Genomic DNA, 14,901 nt, shown 5'->3' on the forward strand with positions numbered 1-14,901 from the left:
CCGAGAGCAACCACACATGGCAACACGACGCAGTTTTCTCCAAGGCGCCATCGCCGCAGCACTGTTCGGCAGCGTGGGCCTGCCCGGCCTGGCGCGTGCGCGCGCCGGCAATTACGCGCTGCCCGCCGATGCGCGCACACGCGCCGACCTCACCCGTCACGTGGATGTCTTCATCGGCACCGGCGGCCATGGCCACACGTTCCCAGGCGCCACGTTGCCGTTCGGGATGGTGCAGCTGAGCCCGGATACCTACAACGCGGTGTGGGATTCGTGCTCGGGCTATCACGAGTCTGATGGCTCGATCATGGGCTTTTCGCACACCCATCTCTCCGGCACCGGGATCGGCGACATGCTGGATTTCCTGCTGGTACCGGCCACCGGCGAGGTCAAGCTGGTGCCCGGCCCGCTGGACAACCCGGATGCGGGCTACCGCTCGCGTTACGACCATAGCGATGAAGCCGCCTCGCCCGGCTATTACCGCGTGCGTCTGAAGGACAGCGGCGTGCATGCCGAGCTCACCGCCGCCGCGCGCGCCGGCCTGCACCGTTACCACTTCCCCAAGGGCAAGCCGGCGCATGTGCTGCTGGACCTGTGCCATGGCATGCAGGACAAACCGGGCATTCCCACCCGCGTCAGCGATGCACAGCTGCGCGTGGTCGACACGCAAACCCTGACCGGCGGGCGCCGGGTCTATCAATGGGCCAAGGGGCGCTACATCTACTTCGCCATGCGCTTGTCGCGGCCGTTCGCCAGCGTGCAGCTGTACGACGACGATCAGGCGCTGCCCGCCGGCACGCACAGCCGCGACGGCACCCACCTCAAGGCCGCGCTGCACTTCCCCGATGCCTCCCAGGCGCCCTTGCTGATCAAGGTTGGCATCTCCGCCGTCAGCGCCGACAACGCGCTGGCCAACCTGGACGCCGAACTGCCGGACTTCGACTTCGCGCGCGTGCATGCACAGGCCGTGGCCGCCTGGGAAAAGGAACTGGCCCGCGTCCGCATCGAAACCGACGACGAGGCACAACGGCGAATTTTCTACACCGGGCTGTATCACAGCCTGCTCGCGCCGACGCTGTTCAGCGACGTGGACAACCGTTACCGCGGCATGGACCTGCAGATCCACACCGCACCCAAGGGCTACCACAACTACAGCACCTACTCGTTGTGGGACACCTACCGCGCCGCGCATCCGCTGCTCACCCTGGTGCAGCCCGAGCGCGTGCCCGACCTGGTGCAATGCCTGGTACGCGGCGCCAACGAATGCCCGGACGGCGTGGGCATCTGGCCGCTGCAAGGCGTGGAAACTGGCTGCATGATCGGCTACCACTCGGCCGTGGTGTTGGCCGAAGCGCATGCAAAGGGCTTTACCGGCATCGACTACACAGCTGCATGGCCGGCGTATCGAAAACGTGCGATGGACGACACCACCCACGGCCTGGGCGAGTACCGCACGCTCGGTTATATCCCCGCCGACACAGTGGACGAAGCGGTGAGCCGCACCCTCGAATACGCCTACGACGACTGGGCCTGCGCGCACCTGGCGCAGGCGGCCGGCGCAACCGACGATGCACGCGTATTGCGCGCACGCTCGCGCAACTACCGCAACGTGTTCAACCGCGACAGTGGCTTCGTACAGGCGCGGCTTGCCGATGGCAGCTGGGCCACACCGTTTGACCCGCGCGGCATGGGCCACATTGCCAAGTGGCGCGATTTCACTGAATCCAACGCCTGGCAGGCCACCTTCCTCAACCAGCACGACCTCTACGGCTACATGGACCTGTACGGCGGCCGCGAGGGTTTCGTCGCCAAACTGGACGAGCTGTTTTCCACCAGCTCCGAGCTGCCGGCCGATGCGCCACCGGATATCGACGGCCTGGTCGGCCAGTACGCACACGGCAACGAGCCCAGCCACCATGTGGCGTATCTGTTCGCCTACGCAGGCCAACCGTATAAAACCCAGGCAATGGTGCGCCGCTTGCTGCGCGAGCAATACCACGACGCGCGCAACGGGCTGTCCGGCAATGAGGACTGCGGGCAGATGAGCGCGTGGTTCGTGCTCAGCGCGCTGGGCCTGTATGCGGTGGACCCGGTCAGCGGCAACTACGTGCTCGGCAGCCCGTTGTTCAAGCGCGCCACCCTGGACGTGGGCAACGGCCGCACACTACGCATCGTGGCCAAGGACAACAGCGCGCAGAACGTCTATGTGCAGTCGCTGACCTTCAACGGCAAATCGCTCACCCGTGCCTGGCTACGTCACACCGAGCTGGCCGCCGGCGGCACGCTGGAATTTGCGATGGGGCCCAAGCCGAACCCGGCCTTCGGCGCAGACAGGAAGGATCTGCCGCCGTCGTTCGCGTAACGCCGGTGCGTCGCTTGCGCGAGCGGCGCGTTCGGTTCTTGCTGCGCGAACAGGGAACGCCCTTCCCCGCCTATGCAAGCAGCGATCGCTTGTCCATTCGCTAGTGGAAGTGGCTTTCTCATTCCGCAGGCGGAGATTGCTCTTCCTATCCCCCGCAAGCGGGTATTGCTCTTACCTTCTCCCGCAAGCGGGTATTGCTGTTCCCTTCTCCCGCAAGCGGCATTGCTCTTCCCTTCTCCCGCAAGCGGTATTGCTCTTCCCTTCTCCCGCAAGCGGCATTGCTCTTCCCTTCTCCCGCAAGCGGCATTGCTCTTCCCTTCTCCCGCAAGCGGCATTGCTCTTCCCTTCTCCCGCAAGCGGGAGAAGGTGCCCGCAGGGCGGATGAGGGCAGAACGCAAACACCGGCGCCTGCCATCCACCCGCACCACCGGCCCCACCTACATCGAGACCTCCATGCTGCGCACCACTCTTGCTCCCCTGGTTCTGGCCCTGGCGCTCGCGCTGCCCGTCGGCGCTGCCACACCCGAGTCCTGGCCCGCCTTCGGCACGCAGGGCACGCAGTTCGTGCGCGATGGCAAGCCGTACCAGATCCTGTCCGGCGCCATCCATTTCCAGCGCATTCCGCGCGCCTACTGGAAGGATCGCCTGCAGAAAGCACGCGCACTCGGCTTGAATACGGTGGAAACCTACGTGTTCTGGAATCTGGTCGAACCGCAGCAAGGGCAGTTCGATTTTTCCGCCAACAACGACGTCGCCGCCTTCGTCAGGGAAGCCGCCGCACAAGGCCTCAACGTGATCCTGCGCCCCGGCCCCTACGCCTGTGCCGAATGGGAAGCCGGCGGGTATCCGGCCTGGTTGTTCGGCAAGGACAACATCCGCGTGCGCAGCCGCGACCCGCGCTTTCTGGCCGCCAGCCAGGCCTACCTGGACGCGGTAGCAACACAGGTGCAACCGCTGCTCAACCACAATGGCGGCCCGATCATCGCAGTGCAGGTGGAGAACGAATACGGCTCCTACGATGACGACCACGCCTACATGGCCGACACCCGCGCCATGTTCGTCAAGGCCGGCTTCGACAAGGCCTTGCTGTTCACCTCCGACGGCGCGGACATGCTCGCCAATGGCACCCTGCCCGACACCCTGGCAGTGGTGAATTTCGCGCCAGGCGAAGCGAAGAGCGCGTTTGACAAACTGATCAAGTTCCGCCCCGAGCAACCGCGCATGGTCGGCGAATACTGGGCCGGCTGGTTCGATCATTGGGGCACGCCGCACGCCAGCACCGATGCCAGGCAACAGACCGAAGAACTGGAGTGGATCCTGCGCCAGGGGCATTCGGCCAACCTCTACATGTTCATCGGCGGCACCAGTTTCGGCTTCATGAACGGCGCCAATTTCCAGGGCAATCCCAGCGACCATTACGCACCACAAACCACCAGCTACGACTACGACGCCATCCTCGACGAAGCCGGCCAGCCCACGCCCAAGTTCGCACTGATGCGCGATGCCATCACCCGCGTCACCGGCGTGCAGCCGCCCGCGCTGCCGGCACCGATTGCGATGGCCGCACTGCCGGACACCCAGCTGCGCGAATCGGCCTCGCTATGGGACAACCTGCCCACGCCGATCGCCATCGACACCCCACAGCCGATGGAGCATTTCGGCCAGGACTACGGCTACATCCTCTACCGCACTACCATCACCGGCCCGCGCAAGGGGTCGCTGTATCTGGGCGAGGTGCGCGACGTAGCACGCGTCTATGTCGATCAACAACCGGTCGGCAGCGTCGAACGCCGGCTGCAGCAGGTCTCTACCGACGTGGACATTCCGGCTGGCCAACACACGCTGGATGTCCTGGTCGAAAACAGCGGCCGCATCAACTACGGCCCGCGCATGGCCGACGGCCGCGCCGGCCTGGTCGACCCGGTACTGCTGGACAAGCAACAACTCACCGGCTGGCAGGCCTTCCCGCTGCCGATGCGCTCACCCGACAGCCTGCGCGGCTGGACCCGCAAGCCGGTGCAAGGCCCCGCCTTTCACCGCGGCAACCTGCGCATCGGCACCCCCACCGACACCTATCTGGACATGCGCGCCTTCGGCAAGGGCATCGCCTGGGCCAACGGCGTCAACCTGGGCCGCCACTGGTCCATCGGGCCGCAGACGGCGCTGTATTTCCCAGCGCCGTTCCAGCGCAAGGGCGACAACGCCGTGGTGGTGTTCGACCTGGACAGCACCGCCAAACCCAGCGTGCGCGGCCTGCAACAGCAGGTGTGGATCAAACCGGAGAATTGATCGCGGCACCGTCGCGCAGACCCAGACGGTGGCAGGCACGTGCGGTCATAAAGGCCCCTCTCCCCTCGATGCGAGAAGGCACGGCTTACGCGCCACTGGCGCGTGTGCCTTGGAGCGCCCGCGCCGCAAACGCGGGCCGGGCCGCGGAGCGGGGGTTTGGGTGAGGGTACGAGGCAATCGGCCGATACCGGATCGCGGCGCGCGGCCCCCGCTAGACCCATCATGTCCTTGGACGCCAACAGCGCGCGCCAGCACTGTCCCAGTGCGTGATGTGCGCGACTCGAGGCACACCAGGCGACGCCGCACCCTCATCCGCCCCTGCGGGGCATCTTCTCCCAAGGGGAGAAGGGATCAAACCCGGCTGTCCTCGGGAGACGGGTTCGGGTTCGGGTTCGGAGCAATCCTCACGCACGTCATCACCGCATTCGGCCAGCCAGCCGGCCGTACACATCCCACACATCCACTGTCCCGCCAGCAGCGTCACTACACAGGCAGATCGCCCCCCCTCCTGCATCGCCGCCAAACCCACCACCGGCCAACGCCGCGTCTGCCCCCAAGACGCCCCCCCTTCAGACCGCGCCCTGCGCGCCGTTATCTGGGAGTCCGGTGCACCTGCACCGCCCGCTGCCACTCTGGTATCGGGCGGACCAGATTCCAGGCAAGATCACCGGCTGACCCCGTTACGGATGCGCTTGCTTGCGACGTAGACGGCTTGATTGCAGGTTCCAGGAGCGTTGCATGTCGTCGTCCACCGTTACGCAAGACCCCATTCCCGCCGATGCGGAACACACCCAGCACGCGTTCGCCGAGCAGGTCCACGGCAAGCCCATGGACAGCACCGAGGCGGCGCACCGGATGGCCTTCCTGTGCCAGACCGAGTCGGCAAAGAAGCCGCAGACGCTGTTGCCGCCGCAGGTCCGCGACGACAACGCGGCCTGAGCACACCGAATACGCGAACCACTGCCGAGCGCGATCTGCGATCGTCAGTGGCCGGCGGCTTGCTCACTTGAACGCCTGGAGCACCGTAAGCAGGCTGGTCAGGTTGTCGGCTACGCCGGTCTGCGCACTCTTTGCGCCGGCACCGGCTGCCGCCGTGGTATCCACGTTGTAGACCTGCGTCACGCCCTGATTGGCCGCGGCCTGGGCCAGGGTGGTTTGCTGTTGCTGCGCCGCGACGGCGTTCTGGAACAGGACGCCGGTCGACTGTGCCATTGCCTGGTAGAGCGAGCCCATCGCCACCGCCGGCGCTTCGCCTACAACCTTGACGTTGGACTGGGTGACGGCATCGGTCACCTGTTGATTGACTGCAGTTGGAAAGACCATGCTCGGCTCCTGAGTGGACGCAATGCACCAGGTGATGCGCGTTGACCACCAACGACCTGCGCGCGGCGTCGCGATACACAGGCCAGGCTGCAGCGCACTGCGGTGCCTTTTCGATAGCGGCGCACAGGCGTACCGCTGAATCCGCGCCATGCAGCTTCGCAATGCACGTCGCACTCCCGATGTGCCGTCGGGCCACCCATGGCGATCAAGCCACAGCACGAGGCCAGCACCAGCAGTTGTGCGGCATAAACGTGTCGCAGGCCTTGGCATCGGCGCACGTGGCCATCCCGACACATCACAGACATGCCAACGCCCACGACGTTCCTGCCTACCGCCGCGCTGGTGCGCTCGACCGGTTGCCCTGGCCGCACATGGTCGGCGACCAGGGCCTGCGCCTGGGATGACCAAGGCACAGGTATTCAATAGATGATAAATAGGTCTTTATTGAATCCACACCGCACAGGACCCCGATGTTTTCCACGCGCTTGCTGACCTGCCTTGTTGCCGGTCTTGCTGCCTGCAGCGCGCAGGCACGCTCTCCCGTGTTTCCGGCGTCGCCGATCGTGCGTAGCGAATTCATCGCTGACCCCGCCCCCACGCCACAGGCGCACGCCTCCACCCTGCTGGAAACCCGCGATGGGCAGCTGCTGGCGGCCTGGTTTGGCGGTGCACGCGAAGGCGCGCCCGACGTCGGCATCTGGCTCGCACGGCGTGGCCCGCAGCAGTGGCAGACTCCGCAACGCCTCGCCGACGGCGCGCACGCCGGCGAGCAAGGGACCGATGTGCCGGCCTGGAATCCGGTGCTGTTCCAACCATTTACCGGGCCGGTACAGCTGTACTACAAACTCGGCCCCAACCCGCGGCAGTGGTGGGGGCAGCGGCTCACCTCCATGGACAACGGCGCGACGTGGTCGGCGCCGCAGCGCTTGCCCGACGGCATCCTTGGCCCGATCAAGAACAAGCCACTGCAGTTGCCCAGCGGGCGCATCCTGGCGCCCAGCAGCAGCGAAGACCGCGGCTGGCGCGCGCATCTGGAATGGAGCGACGACGACGGCGCGCACTGGCAGCGCGGCATGCCGCTCAACGATCCGAGCGTGATCGGCGCCATCCAGCCCAGCCTGTTGCTGCATGCCGACGGCCGCGTCCAGGCGTTGGGCCGCAGCCAGCAGAACAACCTCTTCAGCACCTTCTCCGAGGATGGCGGCCTGCATTGGCAGCCGATGCAATTGCTGGATGTGCAGAACCCCAATTCCGGCACCGACGCGGTGATGCTGCGCGACGGTCGCGCTTTGCTGGTCTACAACCCGGCCATCGCCGGCAGGGACTGGTGGGAGGGACGCGGCACACTGGCGGTGGCACTGTCGGACGATGGTGTGCACTGGCAGCGGGTAGTGACGCTGGAGGACAGCGCCAAGGACGAATTCTCGTACCCAGCGGTCATCCAGACACGCGACGGCCTGGTCCACATCAGCTACACCTGGAAGCGCCAGCGCATCAAGCACGTGGTCCTGGACCCCACGCTGCTTGCGGGCCAGAACGGCAGCTGACAACGGCTGAGGCGATGCGAGGTTCCGGTACCAGGTCGATCACGCGCGCCTCGCGCCGGCGCTGTCCCGGCATCGCGACACGCTGCGCTTCAGTGTCTCGACGCCCCCGCAGTCCAGCGCCCCCGCCGCCATCGATCAACGTTGCTTCTTCCGCCCGCGGGAGAAGGTGCCCGAAGGGCGGATGAGGGCCGCGCTCCACCAGATGTAAAGCAGCAACCCGGAACGCTCAGCCAGCTGCAGCAGCCGACGCGCTCAACACGTCCACAATCCTGCGCACCCGCTGCGCGTCGGTACGCTGGTAATCGCCGCCCAGGTCGCTGATGTAGGCATGCGGCGCCGGCACCTGCGCAGCCACCGGACCCCGTGCAGACGCATGGAATTCGCAGGCACCGGTCCGTGCGCGCAAGCTGGCGACATTGTGCTCGGAGACACCCGCGCCCGGCATGATGCCGATGCGACCGGCCGCCTGCTGCACCAGCGCGGCGATGACGTCCACGCCCGCGATGGCGCTGGCGCGCGCACCGGAGGTCAGCACGCGTTCGCAGCCCAGCGCGATCGCATCTTCCAGCGCGCGCGCAGGCTCGGCACTGACGTCGATCGCACGATGGAAGGTCACGCCCAGCGGGCCAGCCGCCTCGATCAACACGCGCATCGTGTCCATATCGACCTGGCCATGACGATCCAGCGCGCCCAGCACCACGCCATCGCAGCCCAGCGCAACGCACTGCTGCACATCGCGGCGCATCGCCTCCACCTCATCGGCACTGAACACGAAGTCGCCCACGCGCGGGCGTATCAGCACATACAGCGGAATCTGCAAGCGCGCGCGCACTACCGCCAAGGTGCCGAACGACGGGGTCAGTCCACCGCCATCCAGCCCGCCGCACAGCTCAACGCGCATCGCACCGCCTGCTTGCGCGGCCAACGCCGAGGCCACCGAATCGGCCGCAACTTCAAGACCCAACGCACTCATGCCGCCGGCTCGCTGCGGTAATGGCTCTCGCCAGGCACTAACAGGTCCTGCCGCTGCGCATCGCAGACCGCGTAGCTGAAGCCCTTCTGGATCGCGAACGCACCCACCTCGCCACGCTTGTTCATCGCCAGGAATCCCACCTGCAGCGTGCGCGTCAGCTCCGGCTTGCGGCGGATCAACCGCATTACCACCTCGCGGCAGGCATCGGCCGGCGACCTGCCCTGTCGCATCATTTCCACCACTGCAAAGCTGCCGACATTGCGGATCACTTCTTCGCCCACGCCGGTGGAGGTCGCGCCGCCCACCTCGTTGTCCACATACAGACCAGCGCCAATGATCGGGCTGTCGCCGACCCGCCCGTGCATCTTCCACGCCATGCCGCTGGTGGTGCACGCGCCGGACAGGTTGCCGTGCGCATCCAGCGCAATCATGCCGATGGTGTCATGGTTGTCTTTACCGCCAGGCAGCTTGGCGTCGCGCCAGGCGCGGTTTTCGACATTGGCTTCCGGCGAATACTTCGAGGTCTTCAACCACGCCTTCCACGCCGCTTCCGAACTCGGCGTCAGCAACCTGGTTTGCTCAAAGCCCTGCGCAAGTGCGAACTGCCGCGCGCCGTCGCCGACCAGCATCACATGCGGAGTCTTTTCCATCACCGCGCGCGCCACCGATACGGCATGCACCACATCTTCCAGCGACGCCACCGCGCCGCAATTGCCCAGGTGGTCCATGATGCAGGCGTCCAGCGTCACCCGCCCATCGCGATCCGGATACCCGCCCAGGCCCACTGTCGGATTGTTCGGGTCCGCTTCTGGCACGCGCACGCCGGCCTCCACCGCATCCAGCGCCATGCCCCCGGCACTCAGCAGCTTCCACGCGGCCTGATTGGCGGCCACGCCGAAATCCCAGGTGGAAATCACCCGTGCCTGCCCGTTGGGCAATGCCGCAGGACGTACCGCCGCCGTGCCGGTGGCCGCGGCGTGCGCACGTGCGCCCCATCCGGCCAGGCCGGAAGCGATGGCGCCCAGGGTAGCGCTCTTGAGGAAATGACGACGTTGAATCATCCAGGCGAACTCCGTAACGGAAACAGATGCCGCGCATTGCGCCGCAGCCTCCCATCATGCGGCAGCAACGCTCGCGGATAAACCGCATTACCCCGCGCCGCGATGCGGATTGAGGCATAACCGCCGCGGGCATCACGCGCATAGCCGCGCCTCCTTTCGCAGGGTCGCAGCTTCGGCCAGCGGCTGTCGCGAAAGACAGCCTGCACGGACGTCGACGCGATGCAGGTCAGTGGACTCGGCACGCGGATGTCGGCGATGGCTGAGTTGCACACTCGCTGCTGCGGCGATGGCATGTGCAAAGACCTGCCCGCCACTACAGAGGGAAGGCGTCGGGCTGGCAAGCGGCGACACGCAAAGTCCACCGTATGCAACCGCCAGCTGCCACTGAACAAGCGACCTGATCCGTCGACGACACGCCCACGCTCGGCTCCCAGGACATTCCTTGCGCGAACGAAGGGTTTCGCACCAGTCCAACGCCCCGTCGCGGGCTCTCTACCCACGTCAACCCACCAGCGCGGCGACGCCCGCCGCGTGTCGCCGCGCCGGATCTGCAAACGCATCGAACACGGCCAAGCCACTGCCGCTGACGGCCATCGAGCGCCACGGCAGCGCTCCGAAAAAAAACTGCATCCGTTTAACCCCATTTGCCGCCCTGGCCCGTTTCACCTGCAGAGGCGCAGTGCACGGCGACCTCGGGCTGCCCGGTTGTTCACCCATTCGTTCTCGCCACGCAAAGGATTCCCATGCCACGTCACAGCCTTCTCGCGCTCGCCTTGCTGCTGAGCGCCTGCTCGCACGAGCCCACCTCACGCGTCGTTGGCGACCCGCCCGCATCGCCCGACGCAGTGGCGCCGCCACCTTCCATCGCCGAGATCGCGTACACGCCTATTGACCAGGCCATGCCGCCTCCGCCGGTCGCGTACACGCCCGCCCCCCCAGCTCCACCGGTGCACGCGCGGCCCGCACCGATGCACGGCAGCGCGCTTGCGCGGCAAGCGCCTGCTGCGGCGCTGATGGCACTCCCCGAAAGCCGCAGCATGGTCATGCCGGCGCCACCGGCCGCCCCGGTCGAGAACCGCGAAACCTACCAGACCCTCAGCGACAACCCGATCGTGCAGGCCGCGGAAACCCCGGTGTCCACCTTCAGCATCGATGTCGATACCGGCAGCTACAGCAACGTGCGGCGCTATCTCACCAGTGGCAGCCTGCCGCCGGTGGATGCGGTGCGCGTGGAAGAGATGATCAACTACTTTCGCTACGACGACCCCGCGCCCCGCGATGGCCAGCCCTTCGCGGTGCGCACCGAACTGGCTCCCGCGCCCTGGAACGGCAAGCACCTGCTGCTGCGCATCGGCATCACTGGACGCGATGTCCCGACCACCGCGCTGCCGGCAGCCAACCTGGTGTTCCTGGTCGATGTCTCCGGCTCGATGGACGCGCCCGACAAGCTGCCGTTGCTGCAATCCTCGCTCAAGCTGTTGACGCGCCAGCTGCGCGCGCAGGACCGCATCACCCTGGTCACCTACGCAGGCAGCACTGCGGTCGTGTTGCCGCCGACGCCGGGCAACCAGCAGGCACGCATCGTCGAAGCCATCGACAGCCTGCAGTCCGGTGGTGGCACCGCCGGTGCCAGCGGCATCGAGCTGGCCTATCGCGCCGCGCAGCAGAGCTACCTGCGCGACGGCATCAACCGCATCCTGCTGGCCACCGATGGCGACTTCAATGTCGGCGTTACCGACTTCGATACGCTCAAGGGCATGGTCGCCGAAAAGCGGCGTTCCGGCGTGGCGCTGTCCACGCTGGGCTTTGGCACCGGCAACTACAACGACACGCTGATGGAGCAACTGGCCGATGCCGGCGACGGTGCCTACGCCTATATCGACTCGCCGCTGGAAGCGCGCAAGGTCTTGACCCACGAACTGGGCGCCACGCTGGAGACCATCGCGCGCGACGTCAAGATCCAGGTCGAGTTCAACCCGGCAACGGTGCAGGAGTACCGGCTGATCGGCTACGAGAATCGTGCCCTGCGCCGCGAAGACTTCAACAACGACCAGGTCGATGCCGGCGACATCGGTGCTGGCCACAGCGTGACCGCGCTGTATGAAATCACCCCGGTCAACAGCACCGCGTCGGTCGATCCGCTGCGCTACGCCGCCAACCTGCTGCGTCCGGCGGGCAACGCAGACAGCGAACTTGCCCACCTCAAGTTGCGCTACAAATTGCCCAGCGCACACCGCAGCAGCCTGATCGACACCGTCATCCGCCGCGACCAGCAGGTAGCATTGGATGCCTCCAGCGAGGCCTTCCGTTTCTCTGCGGCCGTGGCCGGTTTCGGCCAGCGCCTGCGCGGTGGCAGCCAGCTGCACGGCTGGGATTTCCCGCAGGTGCGCGCCCTGGCCGCAGGCAGTATCGGCAAGGATCGGTACGGGTATCGCGCCGACTTCCTGCGCATGGTGCAGCAGGCCGAAGCACTCGGCAGCCGGCCGGTCGCAACCACGGACTGATGCACGCGGCGGTTGCCTATACTGCGCGCATGCATCCAGCCGATCTTGCGCCGCTGCCCGACGAGGAGCTCATGCTCCTCGTCGCCAATGGCTTTGTCGAACAACCGGCCACCGAGTTGTTCAAGCGCCATAACCGCGCCCTGTTCAACTTCCTGGCCTGGCAGTGCGAAGGCAATCTGAGCGAGGCCGAAGACCTTGCGCAGAAAACCTGGGTCAAGCTGATGACCCGCTGCAGCGACTATCGCCCCGGGCAGGCCGCCTTCACCAGCTTCCTGTTCCAGATCGCGCGCAATGCCTGGCTCGATACGCGGCGCAGCGCCTACGTCGCCACCTCGGTGCCGCTGGAAGACCCCCACCTGCAGCTGCCCGACGCTGACCTGTCCACCGAGCAACTGGCCATGCTGGGACAGCAGCAACAGCGCGTGCGCGCAGCCGTCATGGCCCTGCCCGATGCGCAACGCGAAGTGGTGGTATTGCGCTTCTTCGTCGGGCTGGCGGTGGAAGACATCGCACAGGTGGTGGGCGACGGCTTCGAGACGGTCAAGAGCCGGCTGCGCTACGCCTTCGCCAAACTGCGCCTGAGCCTGGACGCGGTGCAATGAACGCGGCCTTCGAACGCTTCCTCGCTGGCGACGACGGCCTCGCTGCACTGTTGCAGGCCCAGCCAGGCTATCTGCCGCCTGCACACATGGATACCTGGTTTGCACAGGCCGCGCAGCAGGCCGAGCGCGCACGTAACAGCGCTGCACAAGACGCCGCAGAACGCGAACCCTTCGCGTCGATGGACGCGGCAGTTGTCGCGTCGGCTACGCAATCGGATCGGAACCAGGCAGCGCCGCCGGCAGCAGGCGTGCGCGATGCGGCAATGCAAGAAACCGCGCAGTTCAAACGGCCCGTATCGATGGATGCGCCACTTGCTGCGTCAACTGCGCAATTCGACCAGACGCAGGTCACCCCGCCAACAGAAGGCGTGCGCGATGCGGCCATGCAAGAAACCGCGCAATCCGAGCCGCCCGCATCGATGGATGCCCGGTTTTTCGCAGCGGCTGTGCAGGCTGACAGACCCCACACCGCAACGCCGACTGACGACTCGCGCGACACAACGGCGCAGCAGTTCGAACCGCCATCATCGATGGCTGCGGTGTTTGCTGCTGCAGCCGCGCAGGCCGACCTGTCCCAGGCCGCACGGCGCGCCGCCATCCAGGAGCGCCTCGGTGCCGGCGAGGATGCGGCGCAGGCACTGGGCGCACCCGTGCAGGACGCGACGCGTGCATGGCTGCAGCAGCTGCCGTCGGCCACCGGCAGCAATTCCACCGATGGCGATGCACGGTATCGGCACGACGGCGCTGAAGCGGCTGCGTCGGCCGATGACAGTCAGCCAGCTGCGCAGGTTGCGAACACTGAGGTGTCCGGTCCTGCGGCGGGCGATTCCACGCGGAGCGCGGGCCAGGCCACTGCAACGGCCGAAAGGACGACCAACGCAACAACGCTCGACGCTGCGGCAGCAGCCGATGCGCTGCATGCGGCGACACCGGCGGTGCGGCGCGCGCGCCGGCAACGCTGGATGCCTGCGCTGGCGCTGGCCGCCTCGGTTACGCTGGCCGTGGGTGTCGGGCTGCACTGGCAGGCCACCGCGCCGTTGCCCGCGCCCCCCGTGGAGGCGGCACGCGTCGCCGTCCAGGAGCCTGCAGACCAGCTCAATGAATCGCAGTCTGCGCCGGTGGCGGCAAGCCCGGCCGGGTCCGACTCTGCATCTGCGTTCGAAGACGGCTTGGTCGCAGAACGCTCACCGGCGCCACCGCCATTGGCATCCATGCCACCACCCGTCTCGGCAAAGCCGTCGGCCGCATTCGCCGCTCCCCCGAGTCCAGCGCCGTCCGCCTCGCCCGCTCCACCGGCACCGCCCGCGCCGATGGCAGCCTTGCCGGAACCGATGGTTGCTGCACCGGCACCACCGATGCCTGCAGCCCCGATGGCAGCAATTGCCAACGCAGACGTCGACGCCACGCAGCCCCTCTCTGCCGAACGCGAATCTGTCGCGACTACCAACCGCAGCGCGCAGCAGACCACGCACGAGCGGCCGAACGCAGCGGCGCCCCCCTCGGCACACGTGCCCGGCGCCCCCCTGCCGGCAATCGACACCCGGCAGCGATCACTCGCCGAAGCCGGCAAGTCGCCCCCCTCCATCCAGGCTGACAGTGCCACCCCAGCCGCTCAGCCTTCCGGGCTGCTATCGCGCACTCCGCCGAAAACGGCGCCACTGAAAGCCCCCGCGGCGCAGCAACGGCAGGCAGACGACGCTGCAGCAATGCCGGACGAAGCAACAGCGGCGCCGGCAGCGGCGTCACAACCGATCTCGACCAGCAGGCTTGCGACATCCGACAGCGCACAGCAGCGCGCTGCGTCTGCCGCGGCAGCCCAACTGCTGCCACTGTCGAGCGCTCCAGGCGACTGGATCGATCGCCATCTGCACGCGGGCCATCGCGCGCCGACCAGGCTGCGCCTCGAAGCCGCCACACCGGATGCACCTGAGGTCAGGCGTTGGGTGGACCAGCTGCGTACCGCCTGCCGCGATCGCGGTTGGTCCACGCAGATCGAGATCGCACCCAATGCGCAGCTACCGGCCGATCGCCTGCGCATCGAAGTGCAGGCCGCCCTGAGCACCGATTGAGTCCGGCGCCTGCAGCTGGGTTTCGGCCGCCAGCCAGGCAGGCAGGCATAACCCTCGGCCCGAAGTTGGCGTGGACCAATCGCGAAATGGCTGTGGACGCTGCCTGATCTTGAAGGCCAACCGCAGCCGTTCGGCAGCAACCGCTTACCTGCGCCACCGCAAGAGCAAAACCTG

At 66.8% G+C, this 14,901-nt stretch carries 11 protein-coding genes; 7 read left to right on the top strand and 4 right to left on the bottom strand.

The window, feature by feature from the left end; all coding sequences use genetic code 11:
- Positions 1–16: 16 nt before the first annotated feature.
- The 3 genes from A7D17_RS01200 to A7D17_RS01210 all read left to right on the top strand — a co-directional run bounded on the left by A7D17_RS01200 (position 17) and on the right by A7D17_RS01210 (position 5,587).
- Positions 17–2,359: a GH92 family glycosyl hydrolase gene (locus tag A7D17_RS01200; RefSeq protein ID WP_064507410.1), complete on the top strand. Its 2,343-nt coding sequence runs from the start codon at positions 17–19 to the stop codon at positions 2,357–2,359.
- Between the two features lie 453 nt (positions 2,360–2,812).
- On the top strand, positions 2,813–4,648 hold the full coding sequence (locus A7D17_RS01205; protein ID WP_064507471.1) for a glycoside hydrolase family 35 protein: 1,836 nt from the start codon (positions 2,813–2,815) through the stop codon (positions 4,646–4,648).
- A gap of 738 nt (positions 4,649–5,386) precedes the next feature.
- Positions 5,387–5,587 (top strand): hypothetical protein, encoded by a 201-nt coding sequence (locus tag A7D17_RS01210; RefSeq protein ID WP_064507411.1) that lies wholly within the window; start codon positions 5,387–5,389, stop codon positions 5,585–5,587.
- Positions 5,588–5,650: 63 nt separating this feature from the next.
- Here A7D17_RS01210 and A7D17_RS01215 read toward each other — a convergent pair whose 3' ends face one another.
- The gene (locus tag A7D17_RS01215; protein ID WP_064507412.1) at positions 5,651–5,971 is read right to left on the bottom strand and encodes a RebB family R body protein; all 321 of its coding nucleotides are present in this window, start codon (positions 5,969–5,971) and stop codon (positions 5,651–5,653) included.
- A gap of 470 nt (positions 5,972–6,441) precedes the next feature.
- On the opposite strand from A7D17_RS01215, the gene A7D17_RS01220 reads away from it, so the two are divergent.
- Positions 6,442–7,518 (top strand): sialidase family protein, encoded by a 1,077-nt coding sequence (locus A7D17_RS01220; protein WP_064507413.1) that lies wholly within the window; start codon positions 6,442–6,444, stop codon positions 7,516–7,518.
- Between the two features lie 226 nt (positions 7,519–7,744).
- Here the strand turns inward: A7D17_RS01220 and A7D17_RS01225 are convergent, their stop codons facing one another.
- From A7D17_RS01225 to A7D17_RS25010, 3 genes are all read right to left on the bottom strand, one after another.
- Positions 7,745–8,491 (bottom strand): copper homeostasis protein CutC, encoded by a 747-nt coding sequence (locus A7D17_RS01225; protein WP_064507414.1) that lies wholly within the window; start codon positions 8,489–8,491, stop codon positions 7,745–7,747.
- Complete coding sequence (locus A7D17_RS01230; protein ID WP_064507415.1) at positions 8,488–9,552, bottom strand: glycosylasparaginase; 1,065 nt, start codon at positions 9,550–9,552, stop codon at positions 8,488–8,490. The genes A7D17_RS01225 and A7D17_RS01230 overlap by 4 nt, the downstream gene beginning before the upstream one ends.
- 501 nt (positions 9,553–10,053) lie before the next feature.
- Positions 10,054–10,182, bottom strand: a complete 129-nt coding sequence (locus tag A7D17_RS25010) for a hypothetical protein (protein ID WP_275655072.1) — start codon at positions 10,180–10,182, stop codon at positions 10,054–10,056.
- Between the two features lie 113 nt (positions 10,183–10,295).
- Between A7D17_RS25010 and A7D17_RS01235 the strand changes: the two genes are divergently transcribed.
- The 3 genes from A7D17_RS01235 to A7D17_RS24730 are packed head-to-tail and all read left to right on the top strand — an operon-like array spanning position 10,296 to position 14,727.
- Positions 10,296–12,056, top strand: coding sequence for a vWA domain-containing protein (locus A7D17_RS01235; RefSeq protein ID WP_064507416.1), 1,761 nt, complete (start codon positions 10,296–10,298; stop codon positions 12,054–12,056).
- Between the two features lie 29 nt (positions 12,057–12,085).
- Positions 12,086–12,658: a sigma-70 family RNA polymerase sigma factor gene (locus A7D17_RS01240; RefSeq protein ID WP_064507472.1), complete on the top strand. Its 573-nt coding sequence runs from the start codon at positions 12,086–12,088 to the stop codon at positions 12,656–12,658.
- Complete coding sequence (locus tag A7D17_RS24730) at positions 12,655–14,727, top strand: hypothetical protein (protein WP_064507417.1); 2,073 nt, start codon at positions 12,655–12,657, stop codon at positions 14,725–14,727. Before A7D17_RS01240 ends, A7D17_RS24730 begins: the two co-directional genes overlap by 4 nt.
- Positions 14,728–14,901 lie beyond the last annotated feature (174 nt).

Source organism: Xanthomonas floridensis (assembly GCF_001642575.1).
Lineage (GTDB): Bacteria > Pseudomonadota > Gammaproteobacteria > Xanthomonadales > Xanthomonadaceae > Xanthomonas > Xanthomonas floridensis.

Coding starts and splice junctions, on each gene's coding strand:
- A7D17_RS01210 (WP_064507411.1), top strand. CDS start 5,387: ATGTCGTCGTCCACCGTTACGCAAGACCCCATTCCCGCCGATGCGGAA.
- A7D17_RS01200 (WP_064507410.1), top strand. CDS start 17: ATGGCAACACGACGCAGTTTTCTCCAAGGCGCCATCGCCGCAGCACTG.
- A7D17_RS01215 (WP_064507412.1), bottom strand. CDS start 5,971: ATGGTCTTTCCAACTGCAGTCAATCAACAGGTGACCGATGCCGTCACC.
- A7D17_RS01205 (WP_064507471.1), top strand. CDS start 2,813: ATGCTGCGCACCACTCTTGCTCCCCTGGTTCTGGCCCTGGCGCTCGCG.
- A7D17_RS25010 (WP_275655072.1), bottom strand. CDS start 10,182: ATGCAGTTTTTTTTCGGAGCGCTGCCGTGGCGCTCGATGGCCGTCAGC.
- A7D17_RS01240 (WP_064507472.1), top strand. CDS start 12,086: ATGCATCCAGCCGATCTTGCGCCGCTGCCCGACGAGGAGCTCATGCTC.
- A7D17_RS01220 (WP_064507413.1), top strand. CDS start 6,442: ATGTTTTCCACGCGCTTGCTGACCTGCCTTGTTGCCGGTCTTGCTGCC.
- A7D17_RS24730 (WP_064507417.1), top strand. CDS start 12,655: ATGAACGCGGCCTTCGAACGCTTCCTCGCTGGCGACGACGGCCTCGCT.
- A7D17_RS01230 (WP_064507415.1), bottom strand. CDS start 9,552: ATGATTCAACGTCGTCATTTCCTCAAGAGCGCTACCCTGGGCGCCATC.
- A7D17_RS01235 (WP_064507416.1), top strand. CDS start 10,296: ATGCCACGTCACAGCCTTCTCGCGCTCGCCTTGCTGCTGAGCGCCTGC.
- A7D17_RS01225 (WP_064507414.1), bottom strand. CDS start 8,491: ATGAGTGCGTTGGGTCTTGAAGTTGCGGCCGATTCGGTGGCCTCGGCG.